Source organism: Magnetospirillum molischianum DSM 120 (assembly GCF_000294655.1).
Taxonomy (GTDB): Bacteria; Pseudomonadota; Alphaproteobacteria; order Rhodospirillales; family Magnetospirillaceae; genus Phaeospirillum; species Phaeospirillum molischianum.
Window position 1 is genome coordinate 166,115 of record NZ_CAHP01000001.1, and the last position, 22,482, is coordinate 188,596.

General features: G+C 62.7%; 22 protein-coding genes. 11 read left to right on the top strand and 11 right to left on the bottom strand.

Annotation, left to right across the window (positions count from 1 at the left end; all coding sequences use genetic code 11):
- Position 1: 1 nt before the first annotated feature.
- The 4 genes from PHAMO_RS00735 to PHAMO_RS00750 all read right to left on the bottom strand — a co-directional run bounded on the left by PHAMO_RS00735 (position 2) and on the right by PHAMO_RS00750 (position 6,015).
- The gene (locus tag PHAMO_RS00735; RefSeq protein WP_002725397.1) at positions 2 to 1,063 is read right to left on the bottom strand and encodes an HD domain-containing phosphohydrolase; all 1,062 of its coding nucleotides are present in this window, start codon (positions 1,061 to 1,063) and stop codon (positions 2 to 4) included.
- A 19-nt stretch (positions 1,064 to 1,082) separates the two neighbouring features.
- Positions 1,083 to 3,842, bottom strand: a complete 2,760-nt coding sequence (locus PHAMO_RS00740) for a hybrid sensor histidine kinase/response regulator (protein WP_002725398.1) — start codon at positions 3,840 to 3,842, stop codon at positions 1,083 to 1,085.
- Positions 3,843 to 3,985: 143 nt separating this feature from the next.
- Positions 3,986 to 5,662, bottom strand: a complete 1,677-nt coding sequence (locus PHAMO_RS00745) for a methyl-accepting chemotaxis protein (protein WP_002725399.1) — start codon at positions 5,660 to 5,662, stop codon at positions 3,986 to 3,988.
- A 170-nt stretch (positions 5,663 to 5,832) separates the two neighbouring features.
- Positions 5,833 to 6,015, bottom strand: coding sequence for a hypothetical protein (locus tag PHAMO_RS00750; RefSeq protein WP_040565997.1), 183 nt, complete (start codon positions 6,013 to 6,015; stop codon positions 5,833 to 5,835).
- Between the two features lie 300 nt (positions 6,016 to 6,315).
- Between PHAMO_RS00750 and PHAMO_RS00755 the strand changes: the two genes are divergently transcribed.
- A complete protein-coding gene (locus PHAMO_RS00755; protein WP_002725401.1) occupies positions 6,316 to 7,986 on the top strand; it encodes a methyl-accepting chemotaxis protein in 1,671 nt (556 codons plus the stop codon).
- A 9-nt stretch (positions 7,987 to 7,995) separates the two neighbouring features.
- Here PHAMO_RS00755 and sodC read toward each other — a convergent pair whose 3' ends face one another.
- Positions 7,996 to 8,526: a superoxide dismutase family protein gene (gene sodC / locus PHAMO_RS00760; RefSeq protein WP_002725403.1), complete on the bottom strand. Its 531-nt coding sequence runs from the start codon at positions 8,524 to 8,526 to the stop codon at positions 7,996 to 7,998.
- A gap of 158 nt (positions 8,527 to 8,684) precedes the next feature.
- On the opposite strand from sodC, the gene PHAMO_RS00765 reads away from it, so the two are divergent.
- Entirely contained in the window at positions 8,685 to 9,185 is a 501-nt protein-coding gene (locus PHAMO_RS00765; protein ID WP_002725405.1) for a rubrerythrin family protein, read from the top strand.
- 21 nt (positions 9,186 to 9,206) lie between these two features.
- Here the strand turns inward: PHAMO_RS00765 and PHAMO_RS18230 are convergent, their stop codons facing one another.
- From PHAMO_RS18230 to PHAMO_RS00780, 3 genes are all read right to left on the bottom strand, one after another.
- Positions 9,207 to 10,112, bottom strand: coding sequence for a glycoside hydrolase family 25 protein (locus PHAMO_RS18230; RefSeq protein ID WP_002725407.1), 906 nt, complete (start codon positions 10,110 to 10,112; stop codon positions 9,207 to 9,209).
- 144 nt (positions 10,113 to 10,256) lie between these two features.
- Positions 10,257 to 11,027, bottom strand: a complete 771-nt coding sequence (locus tag PHAMO_RS00775) for a carbonic anhydrase (protein ID WP_002725409.1) — start codon at positions 11,025 to 11,027, stop codon at positions 10,257 to 10,259.
- Between the two features lie 109 nt (positions 11,028 to 11,136).
- On the bottom strand, positions 11,137 to 11,706 hold the full coding sequence (locus PHAMO_RS00780) for a DedA family protein (RefSeq protein WP_002725411.1): 570 nt from the start codon (positions 11,704 to 11,706) through the stop codon (positions 11,137 to 11,139).
- Positions 11,707 to 11,841: 135 nt separating this feature from the next.
- Here PHAMO_RS00780 and PHAMO_RS00785 point away from each other — a divergent pair, with 135 nt between their 5' ends.
- Entirely contained in the window at positions 11,842 to 12,603 is a 762-nt protein-coding gene (locus PHAMO_RS00785; protein ID WP_002725414.1) for a hypothetical protein, read from the top strand.
- Positions 12,604 to 12,620: 17 nt separating this feature from the next.
- On the opposite strand, the gene PHAMO_RS00790 is transcribed toward PHAMO_RS00785, so the two are convergent.
- From PHAMO_RS00790 to PHAMO_RS00800, 3 genes are all read right to left on the bottom strand, one after another.
- Positions 12,621 to 12,881: a hypothetical protein gene (locus tag PHAMO_RS00790; protein WP_002725416.1), complete on the bottom strand. Its 261-nt coding sequence runs from the start codon at positions 12,879 to 12,881 to the stop codon at positions 12,621 to 12,623.
- A 210-nt stretch (positions 12,882 to 13,091) separates the two neighbouring features.
- Positions 13,092 to 15,998 carry a coiled-coil domain-containing protein gene (locus PHAMO_RS00795; protein WP_002725418.1) on the bottom strand — a complete coding sequence of 969 codons (2,907 nt, stop codon included), beginning with the start codon at positions 15,996 to 15,998 and terminating at the stop codon, positions 13,092 to 13,094.
- An 84-nt stretch (positions 15,999 to 16,082) separates the two neighbouring features.
- Complete coding sequence (locus PHAMO_RS00800) at positions 16,083 to 18,005, bottom strand: ATP-dependent helicase (protein ID WP_002725420.1); 1,923 nt, start codon at positions 18,003 to 18,005, stop codon at positions 16,083 to 16,085.
- Positions 18,006 to 18,302: 297 nt separating this feature from the next.
- On the opposite strand from PHAMO_RS00800, the gene rpsJ reads away from it, so the two are divergent.
- From rpsJ to rpsC, 8 genes are read left to right on the top strand one after another with little or no spacing between them, the layout of a single operon-like run.
- Positions 18,303 to 18,611 (top strand): 30S ribosomal protein S10, encoded by a 309-nt coding sequence (gene rpsJ, locus PHAMO_RS00805; protein WP_002725423.1) that lies wholly within the window; start codon positions 18,303 to 18,305, stop codon positions 18,609 to 18,611.
- A gap of 13 nt (positions 18,612 to 18,624) precedes the next feature.
- On the top strand, positions 18,625 to 19,341 hold the full coding sequence (gene rplC, locus PHAMO_RS00810) for a 50S ribosomal protein L3 (protein WP_002725424.1): 717 nt from the start codon (positions 18,625 to 18,627) through the stop codon (positions 19,339 to 19,341).
- A 12-nt stretch (positions 19,342 to 19,353) separates the two neighbouring features.
- Complete coding sequence (gene rplD / locus PHAMO_RS00815) at positions 19,354 to 19,974, top strand: 50S ribosomal protein L4 (RefSeq protein ID WP_002725426.1); 621 nt, start codon at positions 19,354 to 19,356, stop codon at positions 19,972 to 19,974.
- Positions 19,971 to 20,279, top strand: a complete 309-nt coding sequence (locus tag PHAMO_RS00820; protein WP_002725429.1) for a 50S ribosomal protein L23 — start codon at positions 19,971 to 19,973, stop codon at positions 20,277 to 20,279. The genes rplD and PHAMO_RS00820 overlap by 4 nt, the downstream gene beginning before the upstream one ends.
- Before the next feature lie 4 nt (positions 20,280 to 20,283).
- Complete coding sequence (rplB, locus tag PHAMO_RS00825) at positions 20,284 to 21,114, top strand: 50S ribosomal protein L2 (RefSeq protein ID WP_002725430.1); 831 nt, start codon at positions 20,284 to 20,286, stop codon at positions 21,112 to 21,114.
- Between the two features lie 11 nt (positions 21,115 to 21,125).
- Positions 21,126 to 21,404, top strand: coding sequence for a 30S ribosomal protein S19 (rpsS, locus tag PHAMO_RS00830; protein ID WP_002725433.1), 279 nt, complete (start codon positions 21,126 to 21,128; stop codon positions 21,402 to 21,404).
- 2 nt (positions 21,405 to 21,406) lie between these two features.
- Entirely contained in the window at positions 21,407 to 21,793 is a 387-nt protein-coding gene (rplV, locus tag PHAMO_RS00835; RefSeq protein ID WP_002725434.1) for a 50S ribosomal protein L22, read from the top strand.
- A gap of 4 nt (positions 21,794 to 21,797) precedes the next feature.
- Positions 21,798 to 22,481 carry a 30S ribosomal protein S3 gene (gene rpsC / locus PHAMO_RS00840; RefSeq protein ID WP_002725436.1) on the top strand — a complete coding sequence of 228 codons (684 nt, stop codon included), beginning with the start codon at positions 21,798 to 21,800 and terminating at the stop codon, positions 22,479 to 22,481.
- Position 22,482 lies beyond the last annotated feature (1 nt).

Below are 22,482 nucleotides of genomic sequence, written 5' to 3' on the forward strand. Positions count from 1 at the left end.
ATCATCCCGCGACGGAGGTCAACTCGACCGGATCGGCGAAACGCGTCTGGATGTCGAGCACCTCGTTCCAGGCCGCCAGGAACGCCTCGACGCAGTGCGGGTCGAAATGATGACCGGAATTTTCGATCAGAAACGCCTTGGCCCGTTCCATCTCCCACGCTTTTTTATAGGGACGGCGGCTGGTCAGAGCGTCGAAGACATCGGCGACGGCGACGATCCGGCCCGAGATCGGAATCGTCTCGCCTGCGATTCCATAGGGATAGCCGGTTCCATCGAATTTCTCGTGATGAGTAATGGCGATCTCGGCCCCCAGTTGAATCAGATGCGACGAACTGCCGGACAGAATGGCATGACCGATGATCGGATGGTGCCTCATCACCTCTGTCTCGTTGTCGTCGAGACGACCCGGCTTCAGCAAGATATGGTCTGGCGTCCCCAGCTTTCCGACATCGTGCATTGGCGCGGCTTTGAAGATCAGCTCGCATAAATCATCGGCCAGACCCAGCCCGCAGGCGATCAACCGGGAATAATGCGCCATGCGGAGAATGTGGCTGCCGGTTTCCGGGTCGCGGAATTCGGCGGCCTTGGCTAACCGGACGATCAGTTCTTCCTCGCGGTCGAGCATTGCCCGCGTGGCGTTGCGGACCTCCTCAGCCAGCCAGCGGTTCTGGTCACGTAGCCGCAGATGGCTGCGCCGTAGGGCCAGCAGATTGGTGACACGGACCCGCATCTCGCTGGGATCGACCGGCTTGGTCAGAAAGTCGGTCACCCCCAGCTCAAGCGCGGTCTGGCGGACAAAGCGGTCGGCGGCGGCGGTGATCATCACGATCGGCACGTCGCGTGCGCCCGGTATCGCCCGCATCCGCCGGACATATTCGTGACCGTCAATTCCGGGCATCATGTAATCGACCAGGACAAGGTCGGCCATCTGTCGCGCACAATCGACCAGCGCCGCCAGCGGATCGGGATAGCAGGCGATCGAGACTTCGCTATCGACGCGTCGGACAATCTGTTCGAACAGCATCAGGTTGGTGTCGTTGTCGTCTACGATGTGGACCAGCATGAGGAGACCTTTCGGACTCTTAAGGGGTGTGTCTGGCGGTTTCTGCCGCCGCGCGGGCCAGCATCGCTAGCGAATTTCCAGTGTCACCGGCGTCGCGGGCGGCATGCTCCAGGCGACCCGAGGCATCGGCGAGGCGGGCATAGCCCAGATTGGCCGCCGCCCCCTTGAGGGAATGGCTGGCGGCAACGATCGCCTGACGGTCGCCCGAGGTTACCGCCAGATCGATGTCGCGTATCCTCGCCGCAAGCCCGGCGCGGAAGGAGGCGAGCAGGGTGGCAAGGGATTCCGCCCCCAGAGCTTTGGCCAGATCGGTCTGGGAGTCTTTGTCGATCAGCGGCGGTTCATCGGCCTGACCCGGAAGGGAGCGGGCGACCTGAGCCGGGATCGGGTGGTTGCCGCGCTCTCCCGCCAGACGGGCCATCCAACGGTCGAGGCACTGAGCCAACCGTCGGCGGTCAATCGGCTTCGAGATGTAATCGTCCATTCCTCCCGTCAGACACAGATCGCGATCGCCGGTCATTGCGTTGGCGGTCATCGCGATGATGACGATATTAGATTTCGGAGGAGCCAGCGCTCGGATCGAGCGGGTGGCGTCCAGGCCGTCGATGCCGGGCATCTGCATGTCCATCAGAACCAGATCGTAATCGCCCCGCATAACCCGCTCGATTGCCTCGCCGCCATCATCGGCGACATCGGCACGGTGGCCCAGTTTGACCAGCAGTCCGACCGCGACCTGTTGGTTGATCGCATTATCCTCGGCCACCAGCACTTTCAGTGATAATAGCGGCGATGGCGACGAGGTTTCTGTCGCATTGATCGGGTGAGGTCCGCTCCGACCGCGCCCCAGCAGAGTCATCAGACTGTCGAGCAGCGTGCTCTGTCGGATTGGCTTTATCAAAATCTGGTCAAGCGACAATTGCGCGGCTTTGTCGTGCAGCGATCCCAGATCGGCTGATGACGCCAGTATAATCGGCAGCCCGCACGTGGTCGGGTCGGCTCGCAACACCGCCGCCAGATCCAACCCGGTCATCCCCGGCATCTGGTGATCCAGGATCACGGTCTCGAACGGCACGCCTCGCCCCTGCGCGGCACGGATATCGGCCAGCCCGGTGGCGGCGTTATCGGCCAGTGTCACCGCGGCCCCCCAGGCTCGCAACTGGTGGGTAAAGATTTCGCGGTTGGTGAAATTGTCGTCAACCACCAGGATTCGGGCATCGCGTAACGGGTTGTCGGGCAGATCCTCGGATGGCGTGTCGTCGGTGCGGTCGAGCGGTACAGAGAACCAGAAGGTGCTGCCCACTCCTTCCTCGCTGTCGAAACCGATCTGCCCGCCCATCAGGACCAGCAGACGTTTGCAGATCGCCAGCCCGAGGCCGCTGCCGCCAAAGCGGCGTGCCGTCGAGGCATCGGCCTGGGAGAACATGCCGAACAGACGGTCGCGGGCGGCGGCGGGGATGCCGATCCCGGTATCCTGAACCGAAACATGCAGGATTGCCCGCTCTGGTCCGTCCTGCTTCAGCGAGGCCTGGATCGATACGGTTCCATGTTCGGTGAATTTGATCGCGTTCCCGGCGAGGTTCAGCAAAATCTGGCGAAGACGTCCGGTGTCCCCCCGGAATACGCCCCGTGTTTCGAGCGGAACCAGATAGCTGAGTTCGATGTCTCGACCGCGAACACGCGGCGACAGGATATCGACCACGCCTTCGATCAGTGGACGGATCTCGAATGCGCTCTGTTCCAGCTCCAGCCGCCCGGCCTCCATCTTCGAGAAGTCCAGGATATCGTTGATTATATGGAGCAGAGCTTCGGCCGAGGCGCGCACGGTGTTGGCGAAATGCTGCTGTTCCAGGGTCAGGTCGGTGTCGAGCAACAGACTGGTCATCCCAATGATGCCGTTCATCGGGGTGCGGATTTCGTGGCTCATCGTCGCCAGGAATTCCGATTTGGCACGGCTGGCGGCCTCGGCCCGTTCGACGGCGACCGCCATTGCCTTTTCCATCTGTTTGCGCGGAGTGATATCGGTGCGGATGGCGACGAACTGGCGCGGATGGCCGCTTTCGTCGAGAATCGGCACGATCGTTGCCGCTACCCAACACAGCACGCCGCTTTTCGATCTGTTGCAGACTTCTCCGTGCCACACCTGGCCCGAGGTGATCGTTCGCCACAGATCGGAATAGAAATCGGGAGAATGCAGGCCGGATTTTACGATCCGGTGATTTTGGCCGAGCAACTCGTCGGGCGAGTAGCCGGTGATCTCACAGAACTTGTCGTTGGCGTAGAGGATCGTGCCTCGGGAATCGGTGATGCTGACAATGGCGTGCTGGTCGAGAGCGAATTTCTGCTGTTTCAACTCGCGCTGAACTGCCGTGCGTTCGCGCACCAAACGGGCGATCAGTGCGCTGATCTCTTCCAGTCCCAGATCTTCCGCACCAAGTCTGGGCTGTTCCAGCGATTCGAGGATTTCTCCGGCGCTTTGGCGCAATTGGGTGATAACCCGAAGCTTGGCGGCGGATTCATCGCCAAGTCTGGAGGTAACGCGACTTAGTTCCTCGGTGCAGTGTCGGACGTCATGGTCGCGCCGGATCAGGGCGCTTTCGGAATGACGATAGGATTCAGCCGCACTCGCGAGCAGCGAATCGAGGCCGTCGAGGAGGGTGGCTACCGCCGGGGGAAGGGTTACGGGATCGACGGCGCGGGCCGCCGTCATGACCGACAGAGCTTCCGCTTCAGTCTCGACCCCAAATGCGGTTTGCATTTGTTTCAGCAGAACTGGGTGCATCTTACCCCCATGGCGCCGTCTTCCCTTGCACCTTGATTTTTCCGGCGAGGATAGGACCCGTCACATTTTCAAGCTAAGAACGCGAATGGTGTAATTTCTCTTAATGCACGGCGGCGTTGGTCGCTCGATCCCCCTGGTTGCGGTTACGTCCTTTGAATTGAGGTCAGGAATCCCTCGACGGCGTGGCGCAGGGTTTCCGCCACCCGAGTCAGGCGTTCCGACGATTGGCGAACTTGGGTCGCGCCATTGCCGTTGCGGCTGGCGGCGTCCTGAATCCCGTTGATGTTCGCCGATACCTCGCCGGTGCCGAGGGCCGCCTGCTCGATGTTACGGGCGATTTCGTGGGTCGCGGCGTTTTGTTCCTCGACAGCAGCCGCGATCTGGCTGGCAACATGCTCCATGCCATGAATACTGGCGATAACCTCGTCCAGGGCGGTTACGACATCGTTGGTCTGAGCCTGGACGGCTTCGACCTGACGGGTGATGTCCTCGGTGGCCCGTCCGGTCTGGTTGGCCAGTGTCTTGACCTCACCCGCGACGACGGCAAAGCCCTTGCCCGCCTCGCCCGCACGGGCGGCCTCGATCGTCGCATTCAACGCCAACAGGTTGGTCTGTGACGCGATATCGGTGATCAATCCGACCACAGTCGAGATGTCGGCGGCGGCCTTCGACAGAATCCGCACCGAAGAGGCGGCACGATCGGCAGCCTGAACCGCTTGGGCAGAGGACTCGATCGAATGGCCGACCTGCCGCGAAATTTCCGAGATCGAGGACGATAATTCCTCGACGGCGGCGGCAACCGTGTCAACATTGACCGCGGCCTCGTTGGCGGCGGCGGCCACCGTGGTCGCCCGCGTTCCGGTGTCCTGAGCATCGCGTTCAAGTGCGGTCGAGGTCTGGCCCAATTCCCCCGACGCATTCGACACGTCCTGAAGTGTAGCCTTGGCGGTGCGGTTGAATTCGGCGACTAACTCGCCCATCAGGATGGCGCGGCGAATTTTGGCCTCGTTTTCACGGGCGGCGGCGGCTTCCAGTTCCTGGTTGTGCCGTAACTGATCGCGCAGGGTCAGCAGGGCGGTGGCGACTTCGCCCAGTTCGTCCTTGCGTTCGGTTCCGGCAATGGAGATGGAAAGATCGCCCTTGGCCAGGGAATGGACTTCTTCGACGCAGGCGCGCAGCGGACGGGAGACGCCGCGTTGAGCGATCAACGCGCCCAAACCGATCCCGACGATCAGGACAATGGCCGAAGACGACACCAGCAAAATCGAACGCAGGCGGGCCATCTCGTCTGCTTCCCGGTTGGTTTGGGCCTGACGGTCTTCTTCCCGTTTGAAAAAGACGCGAACCGCCTCGCGGGCGGCGGCGGCGGCGCTGGCGCTGGTTCTGCTCAACGTGACCAGTTCTTCGCTCCCGGCGCGTGCAGCGGCCAGGACTGCGGTGGAGGATCGTGCGAACGCCTCTTCCTTGACGGCGATGGCGTCGATGAGGACGCGGCTGTCGGCATCAGGATTAAGTTCGCGGATCTTCGCCAAACGCTGATTGAACAGTTTGCGTTCTGTCTGCAACCCCTCTTCGGCGGCTTGGAGCGCCGTCGGCGTGGTGTCGATCGCGGCCACCGCCTGGATCGCGTTCATCGCCTGGACGTTGGTGTTCAGCCGGGCGGCAAGAAGGGTGGATTGCCCGCTTTGGGCGATGAGGTCCATTTCCTCGTCAAGGACTTGAAACGACAGGATCGAGAACGTCGATAAGGCCACGATGGCGAGGCCGAGGACGCCGACGATCACGAGTATCTTGTGAAACACCCGAAGGTTATCAAGCATTTGACGTCTCCCGAAAGAATAACCGAGCGTCCACTCCCAGCCATCGGCCATCCGAGGTGAGAGGGGGGAATCTTGTCGCTTTGGGGCCGTTCTCGCTAAAATATTATACCCTTCAGTCAGTGCCTAAGGATATAATCAGCGCCGCCTTTGAGTGCAAGAGAATCGGGGGTTCATCCCTGAAAGGTTTCTTTGATCCGCTCGACTGCGTTCCTGTCGTAGAGGCTGCACGCGCCGCGCTTCGCCGTGGGGTCCAGGCCGAGCTTCGTGATGGCGTTCTTTACGCGTGCGTCTGAAATACCCAGCTCTTTTGCTATTTTTCCGGCGCTGACGAGATCGGTGTTCGCATCGGTCATGGGGGGCTTCTCCCTATTTTTTGGTCATCAGGCGATCATTCGCTCGCGTCTTTGATGGTGCGTCACCCCCTCGGCGCGATAAATTTTGATTTAATTCAACGTAATTTGTCTTAATTGATTAGATGTTTTTCATATTCGCGACGACGTTCTGACCAATAGAAACTATCAGGATAATTCCTCTCCAGCCCGAAGCTGCCTAAGTCCCCGTTCTTGACTCCACTTTAACAATACACCGATATATCGATTATTGAATGCTCACTCCGAAGCCTGCTCCGAGAGTGGCGGAGAATGGAGAACGTTATGGGCATCAGCGTGCGCCTGGCGCTTATCGTCATCGGCTCTGTAATCGGAATGGTTGTTATCGCCACTCTGGGGCTGTTCAATGCCCGCGACAACCTGATGGAAGAGCGACGGATCAAGACTCGTGAGGTGGTTGAGCTGGCCGTCAGCGTTGCCGCCGCAGCCGAAGCGCGGGTCCGTGCCGGTGAAATATCCGTTGAAGCGGCCCAAGCCCAGGCTTTGGACCTGATTCGCCAAATGCGTTATGCCGGTGATAATTACTTCTGGATCAACGATCTCGACGGCGTGTTGGTGATGCATCCGCACCGGGCCAAGGCGATTGGCACGTCGGTGTTGGGATTGAAGGACGCGGCGGGGCAGTTGATGTATGTCTCTTTCCTCGATGCCGCCCGTCGTGCTGGCGGTGGCTTTGTCGAGTATGTCGGGCGCCGTCCCGGCACAGATATCAATGCCGCCAAACTGTCCTATGTCGAAACCTTCAAGCCATGGGGCTGGGTGTTTGGCACTGGCATCTATGTTGACGATGTTGAGGCGGAATTCCGCGCTCGCTCGCTGGTGGTCGGCGGGCTGGTGGGTGGCGTTGTGTTGCTGATTGCGCTGGGGGCGGTGCTTGTCGCCCGCAGCATTGTCCGCCCCTTGCGTCAGTTGGCCCATGGGATGGAGCGCGTCGTCGCCGGAGATCACACCATCGTCATCGGCCACGAAACCGACCGCAGCGAGATCGGACATTTTGCCCGTGCTCTGGCCTTGTTTCGCGATCGTCTCGTCGAGATGATGCGGCTGCGGGCTGAGAACGAACAGGCTGCTCGTGCCGCTCAGTCCGCCCGTCGTGAAGCCGTTCTAGGCGTCGCCGATGATCTCGAAACGGCGGTCGGTACGGTGATCGACCGGCTATCGACCCAGGCCGGGGAGATGGAGGCCACGGCCGAGGCTTTGGCCGTCACTGCGAAGCAAAGCGCCCGTCGTGCCGCCGATGTGGCTCAGGCCGCTGGCGATGCCTCGGTTTCGGTCGGGGCGGTGGCGGCGTCGGCCGAGCAACTTTCGGCCTCGATCGGCGAGATTGGCCGTCAGGTGACCCGCTCGACCGGCGTGTCGGGGCAAGCGGTGAGCGAGGCCCGCACCAGCAGCGAATTGGTTGCCGGTCTGTCCGGTTCGGTTGACCGGATTGACGCCGTGGTCAGCCTGATCAACGACATCGCGGCCCAGACCAATCTGCTGGCTTTGAACGCGACGATCGAGGCGGCGCGGGCAGGCGAGGCGGGCAAGGGCTTTGCCGTCGTCGCGGGCGAGGTCAAACAGCTTGCGACCCAGACCGCGCGTGCCACCGAGGAGATTTCTGGCCAGATCGCCGCGATCCAGGCCGAGGCCAGGGACGCAGCCATCTCGATTCGCACGATCTTGACGACGATCGATACGGTCAACGATATCGCGACGGCGATTGCCGCCGCCGTCGAGCAGCAGGGGGCCGCCGCCTCCGAAATCGCTCGTGCGGTTCAGGCCGCCTCGCAAAGCACCGAAACGGTAACGGCCAATGTGATTGCCCTGCGCAACGACGCTGACAAGACGGACGAGGCCGCCGCCGCATTGCGGGGCGGGGCCGGTCGTGTCAGCGCCGAGGCAACCGGGTTGCACGGAGCCGTTGGTGAATTGTTGGCTCGCGTTCGCGTTTAATCCTGGCCGCTATTGTGCGGCCGGCACTACGCCGCAGGCCAACCGCGCTCCGCCGCCGCCCAGCGGCAGGGGCTGGTCGGTATAACTGTCGCCGCCAGCATGGATCATCAGGGCATGACCGCGCAGGTCGGATAGTTTCAGATGCGGTGCCAGCAAAGGCGATCCGGCGGTGCCGTCGGCGGCGACGACAAGGGCGGGCAGATCGCCGCGATGGCCCGATTCGAACGGGCCACGGTGGGCTCCGGTTTTGTCGGGGTCGAAGTGTCCCCCTGCCGCCAGGGCTGGGACGCTCTTACCGTCCTGCTCCTTGGGAGCACAGGAAGGGAATTCGTGGACGTGGAAGCCGTGGGGGCCGGGCGGAAGTCCGGTCAATTTGGGGGCTAGCACCAGCCCGTCGGGGCCGTCGCTGACTTGGATCGATCCGACCGAGGTTCCGATCCCGGAGGAATCGACTCGGTTGAGTGGGATAGTCAAGCCGTCCGCCAGGGCGGAACCGGCGATCAGGCAGAGTCCGAAAGCAAGGGCTGCGGATGTATTCATGACGCGTCTCCCCGCGATGCCCGCCGATGCGGGCGGTTTACGACAGGTGTCAACTTCCCTCGCGGTTTTCAATCCGCATTTTCCCCAGGGTTGCTTTCGGGTAGGATACCGCTGTTTCTGCCGAAAGTATTAACCGGCTCATGTCAGGGGAGCACTCGATGACCACGAACGATAATCTAGCCGAAGCGTTTGCCGGGGAAAGTCAGGCTAATCGCAAGTATCTCGCCTATGGCGAAGCAGCGGCTAAGGACGGCTTCCCTCACGTGGCGAAGCTATTCCGGGCGGTTGCGGCGGCCGAGACCGTCCACGCTCTCGCTCATTTCCGCGCGATGGGCGGTGTCAATGCGACCGTCGAGAATTTGACGGCGGCTATCGAGGGCGAGAAGCACGAATTCGAAGAGATGTATCCCGGCTTCGTCGCCACGGCCGAAGCTGAAGGAGCCAAGGCAGCCACTCTGTCGCTGAAGAACGCTATGACGGTCGAGAAGGTCCATCATGGCCTGTTCCTCGACGCGCTGGCGGCGGTTTCGACGGGACACGATCTGGCTGACGCGAAGATTTCGGTTTGCGCTCTGTGCGGTCACACCGTAATCGGTGATGTGCCCGATCACTGTCCGGTGTGCAAAGCTCGCGCCGAGAAGTTCAACGAGATCGTCTGATCGTCGTTGCGGAGAGGGGAGTCAGCTGAGTCTGCCTCCTCGTCTCCAATAGCGCGTCAGTGTCGCGGAATCCGCCGCGAACAGGTTGCGGTCGCACCTGTCGATCCCGGCGACTTGGCGGGTCCGTGGCTTGAACGGCCCGCCGCCGGTGCCGTCTCCGGCATATTGCCACAACCGCCAGCCTCGACCGATCCAGGCGGTTGGTAGTTCCGGCTGGGCGCGGTAATCGGCCAGCCACAGGTCGCAGGCGGCCAGCATCGATCCAGGGCGGATCGCGCCGCCCAGGGTGCGTCCGCGTCCCCCCATCGCCTCGCCGTCGGCCCATGCGGGATGGACGTACAGCACCGGCAATCGTCCGGTGGACATCAGGATGGTGCGGACGAAATCCTCGGCGCGAACGATGTCCATCGAATTCGCCTGATTGCGTTCGTTCAGTTCCAGGTCGAGCGCCAGCAAGGTATCGGTGGAGGGCTGGGCCGCCGCGAGGAATGACCGGGCCTGTTCGGCACCGGGACGTTCGAACGTCCCGAAATGATAGGCTCCCCACAGCAAACCGGCGGCTTCGCAGGCGGCGCGGCGCTGGGCATAGGTCGGATCGACCCAATCGTAGCCCTCGCTGGCCTTGTGGATCACGCCCAGGATGTTGCTGCCGGTCCGCGCCTGGGTGATATCGCCGACCCGGTTGAAATGGCTGATGTCGATAATCGCGTCGAGGCCGATCCGCGATGGATCGTCCACCGTCGTCGGAACTGCCGGTTGCCGCCGTGAGGGCGGTATCAGCTGGACGTAGCCGTCCCCCGGTCTCGGTGCACCGGGCGTTGCGGCGGCGGATACCGGCTGTGGGCGACGGGCCAGCCGCGGCGGCGAGGTGCATCCCGCCATCGTGGCCGCCAAACCCATCATTGCTATCCGGCGAGAAACCGTCATGCCGCGCCGCCCTCCCTTCCCTGGTATCAGCCAGCGGGAAAGTCGGCGCTTCGGCTGCGCCTGGCAAGCCTAAAGCTCATGTCTTCCAGGAAGACCTCGGTCCCGTGACAAAAGAGGGCCGACGGAACCGAGGTCGGAAGAGGGCTATTTCGTCGGCTGCGTTTCGAGGATAAACCGGCGGTTGATTGGCTGCACAGGTCTGGCGTTGTTGGGGAATAACTTGGCAAAAGTATCGATCTGGGCCTGAGAGGCGGTGACCGGCTGCTTGAACACAACCCAATGAACGACTTCCGAGCAAGGCGGCGTCGTCAGCGAGCCTTCGTAGCGGAAATAGGCGCGTTTGGCCGGAAGGAGTGTGGCCGGGTCGAGGCGGATAGCCGGAACGTCCTTGGCCGCACCGGCTTCGGTCGGGGCCGCATCCCAAACCGCCTGGATCAGTGGGTTGGCCTTGCCCGGCACCAACGTCACGCCCAGCACCGCCAGCTTGCCGGATTCCACGCCCTTATGCACCAGATGGACTTCCAGCGGAGCTGGTTTCCCGTTGACTGTATGCTCGCTTGGGGTGTGGAAATGGTATTGAATTAAGTCGTAGCGTTCGCCCTCGAAGGTGATGAAATTGCCGGGGGCTTGATTGACCTGGATCGTATGACCGTTATTGACGAGGGTAAGGGGCTGTGGCCGATAGCTGATTTTGACCGGGGAAAGCCGGGCCGGCAGCGCGCCGTGGAGATCGACCGGCGACTGGTCCTTGCCCGCGCCGCAAGCCTCGAAATTCGGAGAAAGCTGGCCCCATTCGGCTGGGCCGCCATGGCCTTCATAGCTCCAATGCGGGGTCTGATCGTCAGCGATGGCACGGCCAGCGAACAGGCTGGCGGCAACGGCCAGAGCCGTCAGGGAAAGGCGGTTCAGAGACATGAGCCCTCCTGGAGGATAGTGTTCTCCCTGGCGGAAGGTCGTGCCTCCGCAAGGTTTGAGCTCTGAACCTTAGACTAAAAGGCATAATCTATCTATCTTTACGTGATTTTCAGTCCTTGGGTTGACGTTTGTGGAGATAGTGCCGCACCAGCCGATGCAGACCATAGAGCGCCAAGGCGATAGCAATGGCTCCCAAGATGCGGTGTTCCCAATATTGCAACCGGCCTATTATCGCCTCGACCGCATTGCCGCCGACATAGCCGAGTCCGGCACCCACCGCTGCCCATACCGCTGCCGCGATCAGGTTCAGGCCGGCGAAGCGAAGCGCTGGAATCGACGACAGGCCAATCGCAAACGGGCTAACAGAGCGCAGGCCGTAGAGAAAGCGGAACGACAATACGAACCACACGCCCCAACGGTCGAGTCTCTGGGACACCCGCTCGATTGCGGGAGCTTTGCCGGGATGGGCGTCTAGCCAACGACGACCGAAGCGTCGTCCGATCCAGAACCAGAGCTGGTCTCCGCAGAACGATCCGGCAAAGGCGCAGGCCATGACCAGATCGAGTCGCAATATTCCCTGATGCGCGGCAAAACCGCCCAAGACCAACACCGTCTCGCCTTCGAAGAAGGTTCCGAGCAGGATAGCGAGATAGCCCCATTGGCCGATCAGTTCTTCCATAAATCTCTCACCGTAAGTGCCTTGCGTTTGGGGACGCTATAGGTTGTGGCGCGTCCGTCGAGGAAAAAGAAGGTGCCCCGAGGAGCCTCCCGAGCAATGATACGGCTGCCTTCTATACCTCGCCGGGATACCATCATGAGGCCTCACGTCAAAATCGCTACCCCCTGTTACGGAGGGCTGGTCACTCAGCTTTATATGTTGTCAGTGGTCCGCCTCCTGCGCGAGGGGCCGGATCTCGGCTTTGACGTCAGCCTGTCGCTGTTGGGGGGCGATGCGCTGGTGTCGCGGGCGCGGGCAACCCTGGTGGCGGCGTTCATGGATGCTCCCGAGGCGACCCATCTGTTGTTCGTCGATGCCGACATTTCGTTCGAGCCGGATCAGGTCCGGCGGCTGCTGGACGCCGACAAGGATTTTTGTGGAGCGTTCTATCCGGTCAAGACGGTCGATTGGTCTCAACTGCCCCGGCGTTGCGTCGAAGGGGGCGAGCCGTTGCAGACGGCGGGACTGTCCTATGTCGGTACGTTATGCCAGGGCGAGGCGTTGCGGCAGGATGGCCGTTTCGCCACGGCGCTTTATGCGGGTGGCGGCTTTCAGATGGTGCGGCGGGGGGCGGTCGAGCGGATGTTCGCGGCCTATCCCGCGACCCGGTTCCGTTCGACCCACACTTATCCGGCTCCGGCGGTCGCCAGTCCGAATCTGTATGCTCTGTTCGAAAGCCTGATCGATCCGGTCAATGGCGCGTATATCAGCGAGGATTATGCTTTCTGCCGCCGTTGGCGCGACCTGGGCGGCGAGATCTGGCTCGATCTCGACAGCCGTTTGACCCATACCGGGCCGCAAAGCTTTGCGGGCGATTTTGCGGTTCGCGCCGCCGGAGGTTTACCGCTGGAGGCTTAGATGTCGGGCGATCCCGCTTAAACCGAACGCAGATGGGCGAGAAGGGCGCGAATCTGGTCAAGCCGTTCGACAATGGCGGCAATGCCCAGCGTTTCCTCGACTTGGGCGCGCTCGGCTATCAGGCGCAGGCGTTCGTCGCCATCGGCCTTGTGCCAAAGATGGTTCATCTGCTCCTCGTATGTGGCGAAGGCGTGCAGAGCTTCGTCGAGACGGCAATCGAGCGCATCCTTCTCGGCAAGCAGGGCGTCAACCGACGCCAGGATGTCGGGAGTGCTCATCGCGTGCTGCCGGTCACGGCGGAACAGAAGCGGTCAGTGACGGCGGACACTTTTCGCAGCGGTTCAGCGTGCATGCGTCTCCCTTTCGTCGGTTCGCCCGACCCGAATCGGGCCAGAGAAACGTACCGCTCGGAGCAAGAGACTTCCAACAAAAAGATGGCAGCCGCGTGGCATCTTCAATGTAAATGGAATGTAAACGTAGCTTTTCGGTTATTCCAAACGACCGAGGGCGCGGGCGAGGACCAGATACAATTTGCCAACTTCGGACGAGGTGAACGTCCCGGTCAGTACATCCATATGATCGGAGTTGCGCGCCTGATTGAGCAGAGCCTCGAATTCGGCCAGATAGCGGGTGGCGTATTCACGGAATTCGCCATCCTCCTCGAAACGCGAACGGATCGAGGCGATCTGATGGCGGTCGAGGTTCTTTAAGATCTTGCGGATGAAGATGCTTTGGTCGCCCGCATGGAAGTCACGCCATGACTTCTCATCGATATTGGCGTTGAAGATGCGGGCGATATCGACCGAGAGCGATTGCAGCTTCTCGACGATGAAGGCGGCGCTTTGCAGGAAGTTCTCGACCGAGGCCAGAGCGCGCTTTTCCTCAAGCTGTTGGGTTCGGATCTCGGCCAGCTTCGAGGCGCTGACCAATTGCTCGATCTGGCGTGAGAAGTCGGTGGAGAAGCTTTCCGCCTGCTGGGCCAGCCGGTCGCCGGTGATGCCGAGATCGTTCGATTTGGTTCGCACCATTTCGAAGGCCGCTTCCAGCTTGGCGCCGGTGCGGTCGGTGGTCTCCTGAAGTTCCTGGGCGTGGCGGCGTAGCCCGTCGCCGGAGGCACGAACCTGTCCGGTGATCCGCTCGGCGGCGGCGGTCAGTTCGCGAATGCCCGCACGCAGCATATCCCCGGCCGTGGTGACCTGGACCGCCGTCTTGTTCGAACCTTCCTCGAAATCACGGCTGATGGCGCGGAGCGCATCCCCGGCGGTTTGAGACTGGGAGAACACTTGCTGGGCCGCTTCGCTCAGTTCGACGGCGTTCTGTTGGACCGCGGCCCCGAAGGCGCGCAAGACCTCGGTTGAATCGTCGGCGACACGGGTCAGAGCCTGCCCCTGCACCCGCACGGCTTCGGCGACGCCGCTAACCGAGGCTTCGGCCTGATCGGCGGTCGCGACCACCTGCTCGGTCTGACGACGCAGGACGTCGCCCGCCACGCGCAGGCGCTGCCCCAGCGTTTCGCTGGTTTGCGACAGTTGTTCGGCGCGCTTTTCCAGTGTTTCCGCGACGGAAACGGTGTCGGCATTGGCGCGGCTGGCCGCGACTCCGACATCGCTGGAACGCTGGCGCAGATTCTCACCCACCGCTTCCAGTTCGACGCTGACGCGACTCGATATCCCCACCAGATCGTTGGTGTTCTGACGCAACGTGTCGGTGATGGTCTTGATCCGCCCCATGACCTGATCCGAGGTGGCAACCAGATGGCGAGCCTGCTGGTTAAGCGACGCTTCGGACAGCTTTGACTGGGTTGAGACCACGTTGGCGGCGTCGGCCAGTTCATCGGCCTGCTTGCGCAGCGATTGACGGATCGCTTCGGCCTGGGCGCTCGCACGCTCGGCTCCCTTGCCCAGATCTTCGATATGAAGGCGCAGGGTCTCGGAAATCTCGCGACCGCGTGCGGTCATCTGGTCCGAGGCGGCGACCAGGGCGCGGCTTTGGCCCTGGAACGACTCGCCCAGGTCGCGGATGCGGGTTATGCCGCGATCGACAGCGGCATCGACCTCGCTGCGGCGCTGGGCGAACACCTCGCCGATTCCGGCGATCTGGGTCGCGGCACTGTCGGCGACGCCTCGCACCGCTTCGGAATGGCGGGCCAGCACGTCCTCGATCTCGCGGAAGCGGGCCATCGCCTGATCCGAGGCCGAGACCAGTTCACGCGACTGAACGCCCAGCCCTTCCTCGACGATTCTGACCCGCGACAAAACCCGCTCGGTGATCTGGTCGAGTCCGGTAGCCTGTTGCTGCAACGAGGCGGAGATTCGTCCGGTCTGTTCCGCCAGTCGCTCCGCCGCCTGATCGAGATCGGTGTTCTGACGAGTGAACAGACCGCGCAGAGCGTCGATCCGCTCGGCCAGCGCGGTGGCGACTCCTTCGGTACGGTTGGCGGCGTTTTCTACCGTGTCGGCCAATTGCGTGGTCTGGCGCTCGAACATGCCGACCACCTGTTCGGCCCGGATTACGGCCGATTGCGATACCTGATCCAGCGCTTCGGCCTGCTGGCGGACCTGGCTTCCCGCTTCCTCGGCGCGGGTGACGGCGCGGGCCGATACCGTCTCGATCCCCTCGATCTGGTCGTGCAGCAGGTCGGCGAACTCGCGGACCTTCAGCGCCGCACCCTCGGTCGCGCCGGATAGATCGCGGGTCTGCGACCGCAACACCCCTTCGATCTCGCGGGCGCGCTGTGTCGCCGCTTCGGTGGCGTCGGACAAGCGGGCAACCTCGGCCTTCAACGCTTCGACGGCGTTGCGGGCTTCGCCTTCGACCCGTCCCGACAGGTTGCGCAGGGCGTCGATTTGGACGGTCAGGGTATCGCGGACCGCTTCGCCGCTCCGGGCGGCCTCAGCCGAAGCGTCGGTCAGCAGCCGCGCCTGAAGCTTCAGGGTGTCGGCGATTGTTCCGGTCCTGCGTTCGATCCCTTCGGATGGTGACGTCAACCGTTCGAACTGGTCGCGCAAGTCCAGGGTAAGGTCGTGCAATTCGCGGCCGCGATCGAGATAGGTTACCACCAGCCACAGGAAGGCGAGGGGGACAAAGGCGGCTCCGACGATGCCGCCGATTTCCTGCGGTTGCATGTCGAGCAGATTGGCAAACCCGATCGAATTGGCGGTGTAATAGGCGCAGACACCCAGCCAGGCGACCGAGATCGTCGTTGCCACCTGAGTCAGGGACAGAATACCCAAGCGCTGGGGTGAGGGGAGCAAGCCGACGGGGGGAGAGTCCGGTGCGGTAATTCTAGCCAGCCCCAGCGGAGGCGGAGACAGCGCAGGGACAGCGGCCACGTCCCGGTCGGCCGAAAGGTCGCGTGATTTAATATCGTCGCTGCCGATCGTGGTCTCGCCCATCGCTTGAAGCCCTGACTGTGATATCCCCGCCACCCGGCCCGCCCGGACGCTCGAACCCGAGAATGCATTGTTTAACTAGGAAAATCAAACGCGCCCGGTACGCGTGCCGCGTGGTTTTCCGCCGCCGGATTGACGAAGTTTCGGCGAAGGCTTGGCCTTGCCCCCGCCGGTTCCGCTCCTTTTGGTGGCGGTCTGGTGGAACGTTCCCTGGACCCGTCGCCTCGTCTCGTCATCGTTCCAGCGGATCTGTTCCGGGTCCAGACCAGAAAGCAATTCTCGCAGGAAAGGGGAGGGTAACGCTCGCTTCCGCCGTTCGGCGACGAAGCTGAGTACCAGCCAACGCCGCGCCCGTGTGACGGCGACATACATCAGCCGTCGTTCCTCCTCGATATCGGGAGCGGATTCGTGGGGAATCAGTTCGTCCTCGCAGCCCGCGACCACGACCGCCGCCCATTCCAGCCCCTTGGCGCCGTGAATAGTTGACAGCACGACGGCATCGCCGCCCGCTTCGGCCGCGCGCAGAGACCGCCGTTGTTCCTCGATCGAGGCGACGAACGGCTCGACTCCGCCAGTCTCGGCGGCAAGGTCCGCGGCGGCGTAGCACAGGTCGCGCCACTGTACTCCCTCCTCGCCCGGCGGCCGCGCGGTCGAGGATACCAGCCGCCCGACCTGACGGCACAAAGCGGGCCAGGGTGCGGTGTCGTCGATCTTGTCCGGGGCTTGCTCTAACAGCCGTTCGACCCGCTTGCCATGCCCCAGCAAGGCCCGTGCCTCAAGATCGCCGGGATTCGATATCAGCCGGATCAGCGCGGCGGTGAGACGCACCGGCGCCAGTTGCCAGAACTCGCCCGCACCACGGACCACGACTGGAACGCCCGCCTCGGCGAGGGCGATCTGTAGCCGCGAGCCGACGTGACCGGCGCGATACAGCACCGCCATCTCGTGCCAGGGAACGCCCTTGCCCGCCAGACCGCGCACGACGCGCAGGACATAGGCGGCTTCGTCCTCATCGTCTTCCAGTCCGGTGACGGTCACCGGCAGGCGCGAAGGATTTTGGGCAGCCAGACTTTTGGCGTGACGGTGGCGGTTGCTCCCGATCAGCGCCGAGGCAGCATCGACGATGGTGGCGGTCGAACGGTAATTGCGCGAAAGTCGGAAGAGGGCAGGGTCCGGCCATTTCGTCTCGAAGCCCAGGATGAAGGCCGGGTCGGCCGAACGCCAGGCGTAGAGGCACTGATCGTCGTCGCCGACCGCCCATAAATGCGCGCCTTGATCGCGCAGGAGGCGCAGCATCTTCTCCTGTGCCGGATTGATATCCTGGAACTCATCGATCAGCAGGTGATCGAAAAAACCGGCGATCCGGGAACGATAGTCGGGATCGGTCTCCATCCCTCGCACCAGCGCGACGATCAGGTCGCCGAAATCGAATCCGCCTTCGGCTGAAAGAACCTCCTGATAGCGGATATAAAGAGTGGCGGCTTCAATCAAATCGGGATCGCCTTTGGCCTTCGCTTCGGCCAGCGCCGCCGCCGGGTCCATCAGCCGGTCCTTGAACGCGCCGAACAGATCCTGCGGCCGCTTCGTTTCGTCGCTATGATAAAGGCGGTGGCGGGCGATCAGGCGACCGCAAGCCTGATCGTCGAAAATCCGTACCGGCGGACAGCCGGGCGGGGGAAAGCGGGTCAGCAGCCGCGAGGCCAGACTGTGCAGGGTACCGATCGGCAACCGTCTCAGGATCTCGCGGGGGATGTCGCCGCCATCGGCAATCCGGCGATGCAGTTCGGTGGCGGCGCGCACGGTGAAAGTCGAAACGAAAATCCGTGATGGAGGAGTTCCGTTTTCAACCAGATGACGATAGCGCCCGACCAGGGTGGTGGTTTTTCCGGTGCCGGGACCGGCAAGGACAAGAACGGATGCCGCCAGGGCTTCGGCAGCCAGACGTTGGTCGGGGTCGAGGGGAAGGGCGCGAGCCGACCCGGCCGCAGGCGCGGGGGAGGGGGAAGACATGCGCGGCACACTAGCCCGAAGGGGCCGTTGACGCCAAGATATGTTGCCATTCTTCCCAATCCATCGCATATCTCGATTTGCTCGAAAAACATCGCGTTCTCGTCGGTTTGGGTGCCACGCGACGCTTGCCTTAGGCGGACAAGCCCTGTATAAGGCTGGCCTTCGGCTTCGGCCTTTTCCGTAAGAGTCGCCCCCTGAGGTGGGAGCAGCTTACTGCGGGAGGCTCTTTGAACTGAACCTGCTTCACCGATCGGCGCCCCGATGGGGCGCCGATCTGATTTGACGGATGACTTGATCATGGAAAGCCAAAACATCCGCATCCGCCTCAAGGCGTTCGACCATCGCGTTCTCGATCAGAGCACCCGCGAAATCGTCAACACCGCCAAGAGAACCGGAGCGCAGGTGCGCGGACCGATCCCGCTCCCCAGCCGGATCGAGAAGTTCACCGTCAACCGTAGCCCGCATATCGACAAGAAATCGCGCGAACAGTTCGAAATTCGCACGCACAAGCGCCTGCTGGACATCGTCGATCCGACGCCGCAGACCGTTGATGCGTTGATGAAGCTCGACCTGGCCGCCGGTGTCGACGTCGAGATCAAGCTCTAAGGAACCAACAACGATGCGATCCGGTCTCATCGCCCAGAAGGTCGGCATGACGAGGATCTTCGCCGAGGACGGCACTCATCTGCCCGTCACCGTGCTGAAGGTCGACACCTGCCAGGTGGTCTCGACCCGCTCTGAGGAAACGGACGGCTATATTGCCGTTCAGCTCGGCGCCGGCACGGCCAAGGTGAAGAATGTGAGCAAGCCTGCTCGCGCCAACTTCGCCAAGGCCAAAGTCGAACCGAAGAAGAAGCTCGCCGAGTTCCGCGTTTCCGCGGAAAACCTCCTTGAGGTCGGCACCGAACTCTCGGCGGCGCATTTCATCGCCGGTCAGTTCGTTGACGTCACCGGCACCACGATCGGCAAAGGCTTTGCCGGCGTGATGAAGCGCTGGAACTTCCGCGGCCTGGAAGCAACCCACGGCGTTTCGGTCTCGCACCGTTCGCACGGTTCGACCGGTCAGCGCCAGGATCCGGGCAAGGTGTTCAAGGGCAAGAAGATGGCGGGCCATCTCGGCGACGTCCAGGTGACCACCCAGAACCTCAAGGTTGTCTCGACCGATACCGAGCGCGGCCTGATCCTGGTCAAGGGTTCGGTCCCCGGTCACGAGGGGTCGTGGGTGCTGATCCGCGACGCGGTGAAGCGCAAGCTTCCCGACGGCGTGCCGTTCCCGGCCGGCGTCAAAAGCGCCGCCGATGCCCCGTCCGCCCCGGTTGAAGCCGGCGAGAGTTGAGGAAGAACGGCGATGAAGACGAACGTAATCAGCCTCGAAAATCAGACGGTCGGTGAGATCGAACTGGCGGAAACCGTGTTCGGTCTGCCTGTCCGTACCGACATTCTGGCCCGCATGGTCAACTGGCAGTTGGCCAAGCGCCGCTCGGGCAATCACAAGACCAAGGGGATCAAAGAGATCTCCGGCACCACCAAGAAGCCGTTCGCTCAGAAGGGCGGCGGGCGTGCCCGTCAGGGTTCTCTGCGCAGCCCGCAGTTCCGCGGCGGCGCCACCATCTTCGGCCCGGTTGTGCGCTCCCACGCCCATGACCTGCCCAAGAAGGTGCGTAAGCTGGCGCTGAAGACCGCCCTGTCGGCCAAGGCCGGCGACGGCAAGCTGTTCGTGCTCGACGCCGCCAACGTCGCCACCCCCAAGACCCGCGAGCTGGCCGCCCGGCTGAATGCTCTGGGCTGGTCTTCGGTGCTGGTGATCGACGGGGCTGCCGTGGACGACAACTTCGCCCTGGCCAGCCGCAACATCCCCTATGTGGATGTGCTGCCGCAGGCGGGCGCCAACGTCTATGACATCCTCCGCCACGACACCCTGGTCCTGACCAAGGACGCGGTGGAAGCCCTGGAGGCCCGCCTGAAATGAGCAAGCCCGTCATCAGCAAGGAGCGGATGTTCGATCTGGTCCGTGCGCCTGTGATCACCGAAAAGGCGACCATGGGTTCCGAATTCCGCCAGGTGACCTTCAAGGTGCCTCTGGACGCGACCAAGCCCGAGATTCGGGCGGCGGTTGAAGGCATCTTCGGTGTCAAGGTCTCGGCCGTGAACACCCTGATCGCCAAGGGCAAGGTCAAGCGGTTCCGCGGCCGCGTCGGCGTGCGTAGCGACGTCAAAAAGGCGATCGTCACGCTGGCCGAGGGCCACTCCATCGACGTGACCACGGGAGTCTGACGCCATGGCACTGAAGACGTTCAAGCCGACGACTCCGGGCCGCCGCCAACTGGTCCTGGTCGATCGTTCCGATTTGTGGAAGGGCAAGCCCGAAAAGAGCCTGACCGAAGGTCTGCGTTCGAAGGGCGGCCGTAACAACACCGGTCGTATCACCGTCCGCTGGCGTGGCGGCGGGCACAAGCGCCGTTACCGCATCATCGACTTCAAGCGGACCAAGTTCGACGTGGCCGCGACGGTCGAGCGGCTCGAATACGATCCGAACCGCACCGCTTTCATTGCCTTGCTCTCCTATGCCGATGGCCAGAAGAGCTATATCATCGCCCCGCAGCGTCTCGCGGTCGGTGATCAGGTTGTGGCGGGCGAGAAGGTCGATATTAAGCCCGGCAACGCGATGCCGTTGAAGAATATCCCGGTCGGCACCATCGTTCACAATGTCGAGCTTAAGGCCGGCAAGGGTGGACAGTTGGCCCGCTCCGCCGGTACGTATGTTCAGCTCGTCGGCAAGGATCAGGGCTACGCCCAGCTCCGTTTGTCGTCCGGTGAGCTGCGCATGGTCCGGGGCGAATGCATCGCCACCATCGGCGCGGTGTCGAACCCCGACCAGCAGAACGTGTCGCTCGGCAAGGCTGGCCGCAACGTGTGGTTGGGACGTCGTCCCAGCGTTCGCGGTGTTGCCATGAACCCGATCGACCACCCGCACGGCGGCGGCGAAGGCCGCACCTCGGGCGGCCGCCACCCGGTTACTCCGTGGGGCAAGCCGACCAAGGGCAAGAAGACTCGCAGCAACAAGAAGACGGATCGGCTGATTATGCGCCGCCGTCATCAGAACCAGTAGGAGCGACGAGAATGGCTCGTTCCGTTTGGAAAGGCCCCTTCCTCGACGGCTATCTGCTGGGAAAGGCCGATAAGGCCCGCGCCAGCGGTCGCAACGAGGTGATCAAGATCTGGTCGCGTCGGTCGACCATCCTGCCGCAGTTCGTTGGATTGACTTTCGGCGTCTATAATGGCCAGAAGTTCATCCCGGTGCTGGTGACGGAGAACATGATCGGGCATAAGTTCGGTGAGTTCTCGCCGACCCGCACGTTCTACGGCCACGCCGTCGACAAGAAGGCGAAGAGGAAGTAGCCATGGGCAAGAAACCCGCAGATAGGGTTCTGGCGGAGACCGAGGCCAAGGCCTTCGCCGCCACGATCCGCACCAGCCCGCGCAAGCTGAACCTGGTGGCCGAGAGCATCCGCGGCCTGAAGGCCGATGTGGCGCTCAACGCCCTCTCCTTCTCGAAGCGGCGTGTCGCAGTGGAGGTCCGCAAGGTCCTCCAGTCTGCGATCGCCAATGCCGAGAACAATCACCAGCTCGACGTTGATCGGCTCTTCGTTGCCGAGGCCCACGTCGGCAAGGCGATGGTCATGAAGCGTTGGAAGGCGCGTGCCCGCGGCCGCGTCGGCCGGGTGGAGAAGCCGTTCAGCAATCTGACCGTCATTGTGCGCGAACGCGCCGAAGCGGCGGGGGAGTAACCAGATGGGTCAGAAAGTCAATCCGATCGGCCTGCGCGTCGGCATCAACCGCACCTGGGATTCCCGTTGGTTTGCGGACGAGACCTACGCCCGGCTGTTGCACGAGGATCTGAAGCTGCGCGCCTATCTCCGTGAGAAGCTGGCTCAGGCCGGCGTGTCGCGGGTGGTGATCGAGCGTCCGGCGAAGAAGGCCCGCATTACCATTCACACCGCCCGTCCGGGTGTGGTGATCGGTAAGAAGGGTGCCGATATCGAGGTGTTGCGCAAAGAACTGTCGCGGATGACCGGCAGCGAAGTGCATCTCAACATCGTCGAGATCCGCAAGCCCGAGCTGGACGCCCAGCTGGTGGCCGAAAGCATCGCTCAGCAGCTCGAGCGCCGCGTCGCTTTCCGTCGTGCCATGAAGCGCGCGGTTCAGTCGGCGATGCGTCTGGGCGCCCAGGGCATCCGGATCAACTGCTCCGGTCGTCTGGGCGGAGCGGAAATCGCCCGCATGGAATGGTACCGCGAGGGCCGGGTGCCGTTGCACACCCTGCGCGCCGAGGTCGATTACGGTGTTGCCACCGCGAAGACCACCTACGGCACCTGCGGCGTCAAGGTCTGGGTGTTCAAGGGTGAGATTCTCGCCCATGACCCGATGGCCCAGGACAAGCGGGCCGCGGGCGAAAACGCCCCGGCTTCGCGCTGAT

Bases quoted from the DNA above. Each gene is read 5' to 3' on its own strand.
- PHAMO_RS00735 (WP_002725397.1), bottom strand. From the start codon at position 1,063: ATGCTGGTCCACATCGTAGACGACAACGACACCAACCTGATGCTGTTC.
- PHAMO_RS00740 (WP_002725398.1), bottom strand. From the start codon at position 3,842: ATGCACCCAGTTCTGCTGAAACAAATGCAAACCGCATTTGGGGTCGAG.
- PHAMO_RS00745 (WP_002725399.1), bottom strand. From the start codon at position 5,662: ATGCTTGATAACCTTCGGGTGTTTCACAAGATACTCGTGATCGTCGGC.
- PHAMO_RS00750 (WP_040565997.1), bottom strand. From the start codon at position 6,015: ATGACCGATGCGAACACCGATCTCGTCAGCGCCGGAAAAATAGCAAAA.
- PHAMO_RS00755 (WP_002725401.1), top strand. From the start codon at position 6,316: ATGGGCATCAGCGTGCGCCTGGCGCTTATCGTCATCGGCTCTGTAATC.
- sodC (WP_002725403.1), bottom strand. From the start codon at position 8,526: ATGAATACATCCGCAGCCCTTGCTTTCGGACTCTGCCTGATCGCCGGT.
- PHAMO_RS00765 (WP_002725405.1), top strand. From the start codon at position 8,685: ATGACCACGAACGATAATCTAGCCGAAGCGTTTGCCGGGGAAAGTCAG.
- PHAMO_RS18230 (WP_002725407.1), bottom strand. From the start codon at position 10,112: ATGACGGTTTCTCGCCGGATAGCAATGATGGGTTTGGCGGCCACGATG.
- PHAMO_RS00775 (WP_002725409.1), bottom strand. From the start codon at position 11,027: ATGTCTCTGAACCGCCTTTCCCTGACGGCTCTGGCCGTTGCCGCCAGC.
- PHAMO_RS00780 (WP_002725411.1), bottom strand. From the start codon at position 11,706: ATGGAAGAACTGATCGGCCAATGGGGCTATCTCGCTATCCTGCTCGGA.
- PHAMO_RS00785 (WP_002725414.1), top strand. From the start codon at position 11,842: ATGAGGCCTCACGTCAAAATCGCTACCCCCTGTTACGGAGGGCTGGTC.
- PHAMO_RS00790 (WP_002725416.1), bottom strand. From the start codon at position 12,881: ATGAGCACTCCCGACATCCTGGCGTCGGTTGACGCCCTGCTTGCCGAG.
- PHAMO_RS00795 (WP_002725418.1), bottom strand. From the start codon at position 15,998: ATGGGCGAGACCACGATCGGCAGCGACGATATTAAATCACGCGACCTT.
- PHAMO_RS00800 (WP_002725420.1), bottom strand. From the start codon at position 18,005: ATGTCTTCCCCCTCCCCCGCGCCTGCGGCCGGGTCGGCTCGCGCCCTT.
- rpsJ (WP_002725423.1), top strand. From the start codon at position 18,303: ATGGAAAGCCAAAACATCCGCATCCGCCTCAAGGCGTTCGACCATCGC.
- rplC (WP_002725424.1), top strand. From the start codon at position 18,625: ATGCGATCCGGTCTCATCGCCCAGAAGGTCGGCATGACGAGGATCTTC.
- rplD (WP_002725426.1), top strand. From the start codon at position 19,354: ATGAAGACGAACGTAATCAGCCTCGAAAATCAGACGGTCGGTGAGATC.
- PHAMO_RS00820 (WP_002725429.1), top strand. From the start codon at position 19,971: ATGAGCAAGCCCGTCATCAGCAAGGAGCGGATGTTCGATCTGGTCCGT.
- rplB (WP_002725430.1), top strand. From the start codon at position 20,284: ATGGCACTGAAGACGTTCAAGCCGACGACTCCGGGCCGCCGCCAACTG.
- rpsS (WP_002725433.1), top strand. From the start codon at position 21,126: ATGGCTCGTTCCGTTTGGAAAGGCCCCTTCCTCGACGGCTATCTGCTG.
- rplV (WP_002725434.1), top strand. From the start codon at position 21,407: ATGGGCAAGAAACCCGCAGATAGGGTTCTGGCGGAGACCGAGGCCAAG.
- rpsC (WP_002725436.1), top strand. From the start codon at position 21,798: ATGGGTCAGAAAGTCAATCCGATCGGCCTGCGCGTCGGCATCAACCGC.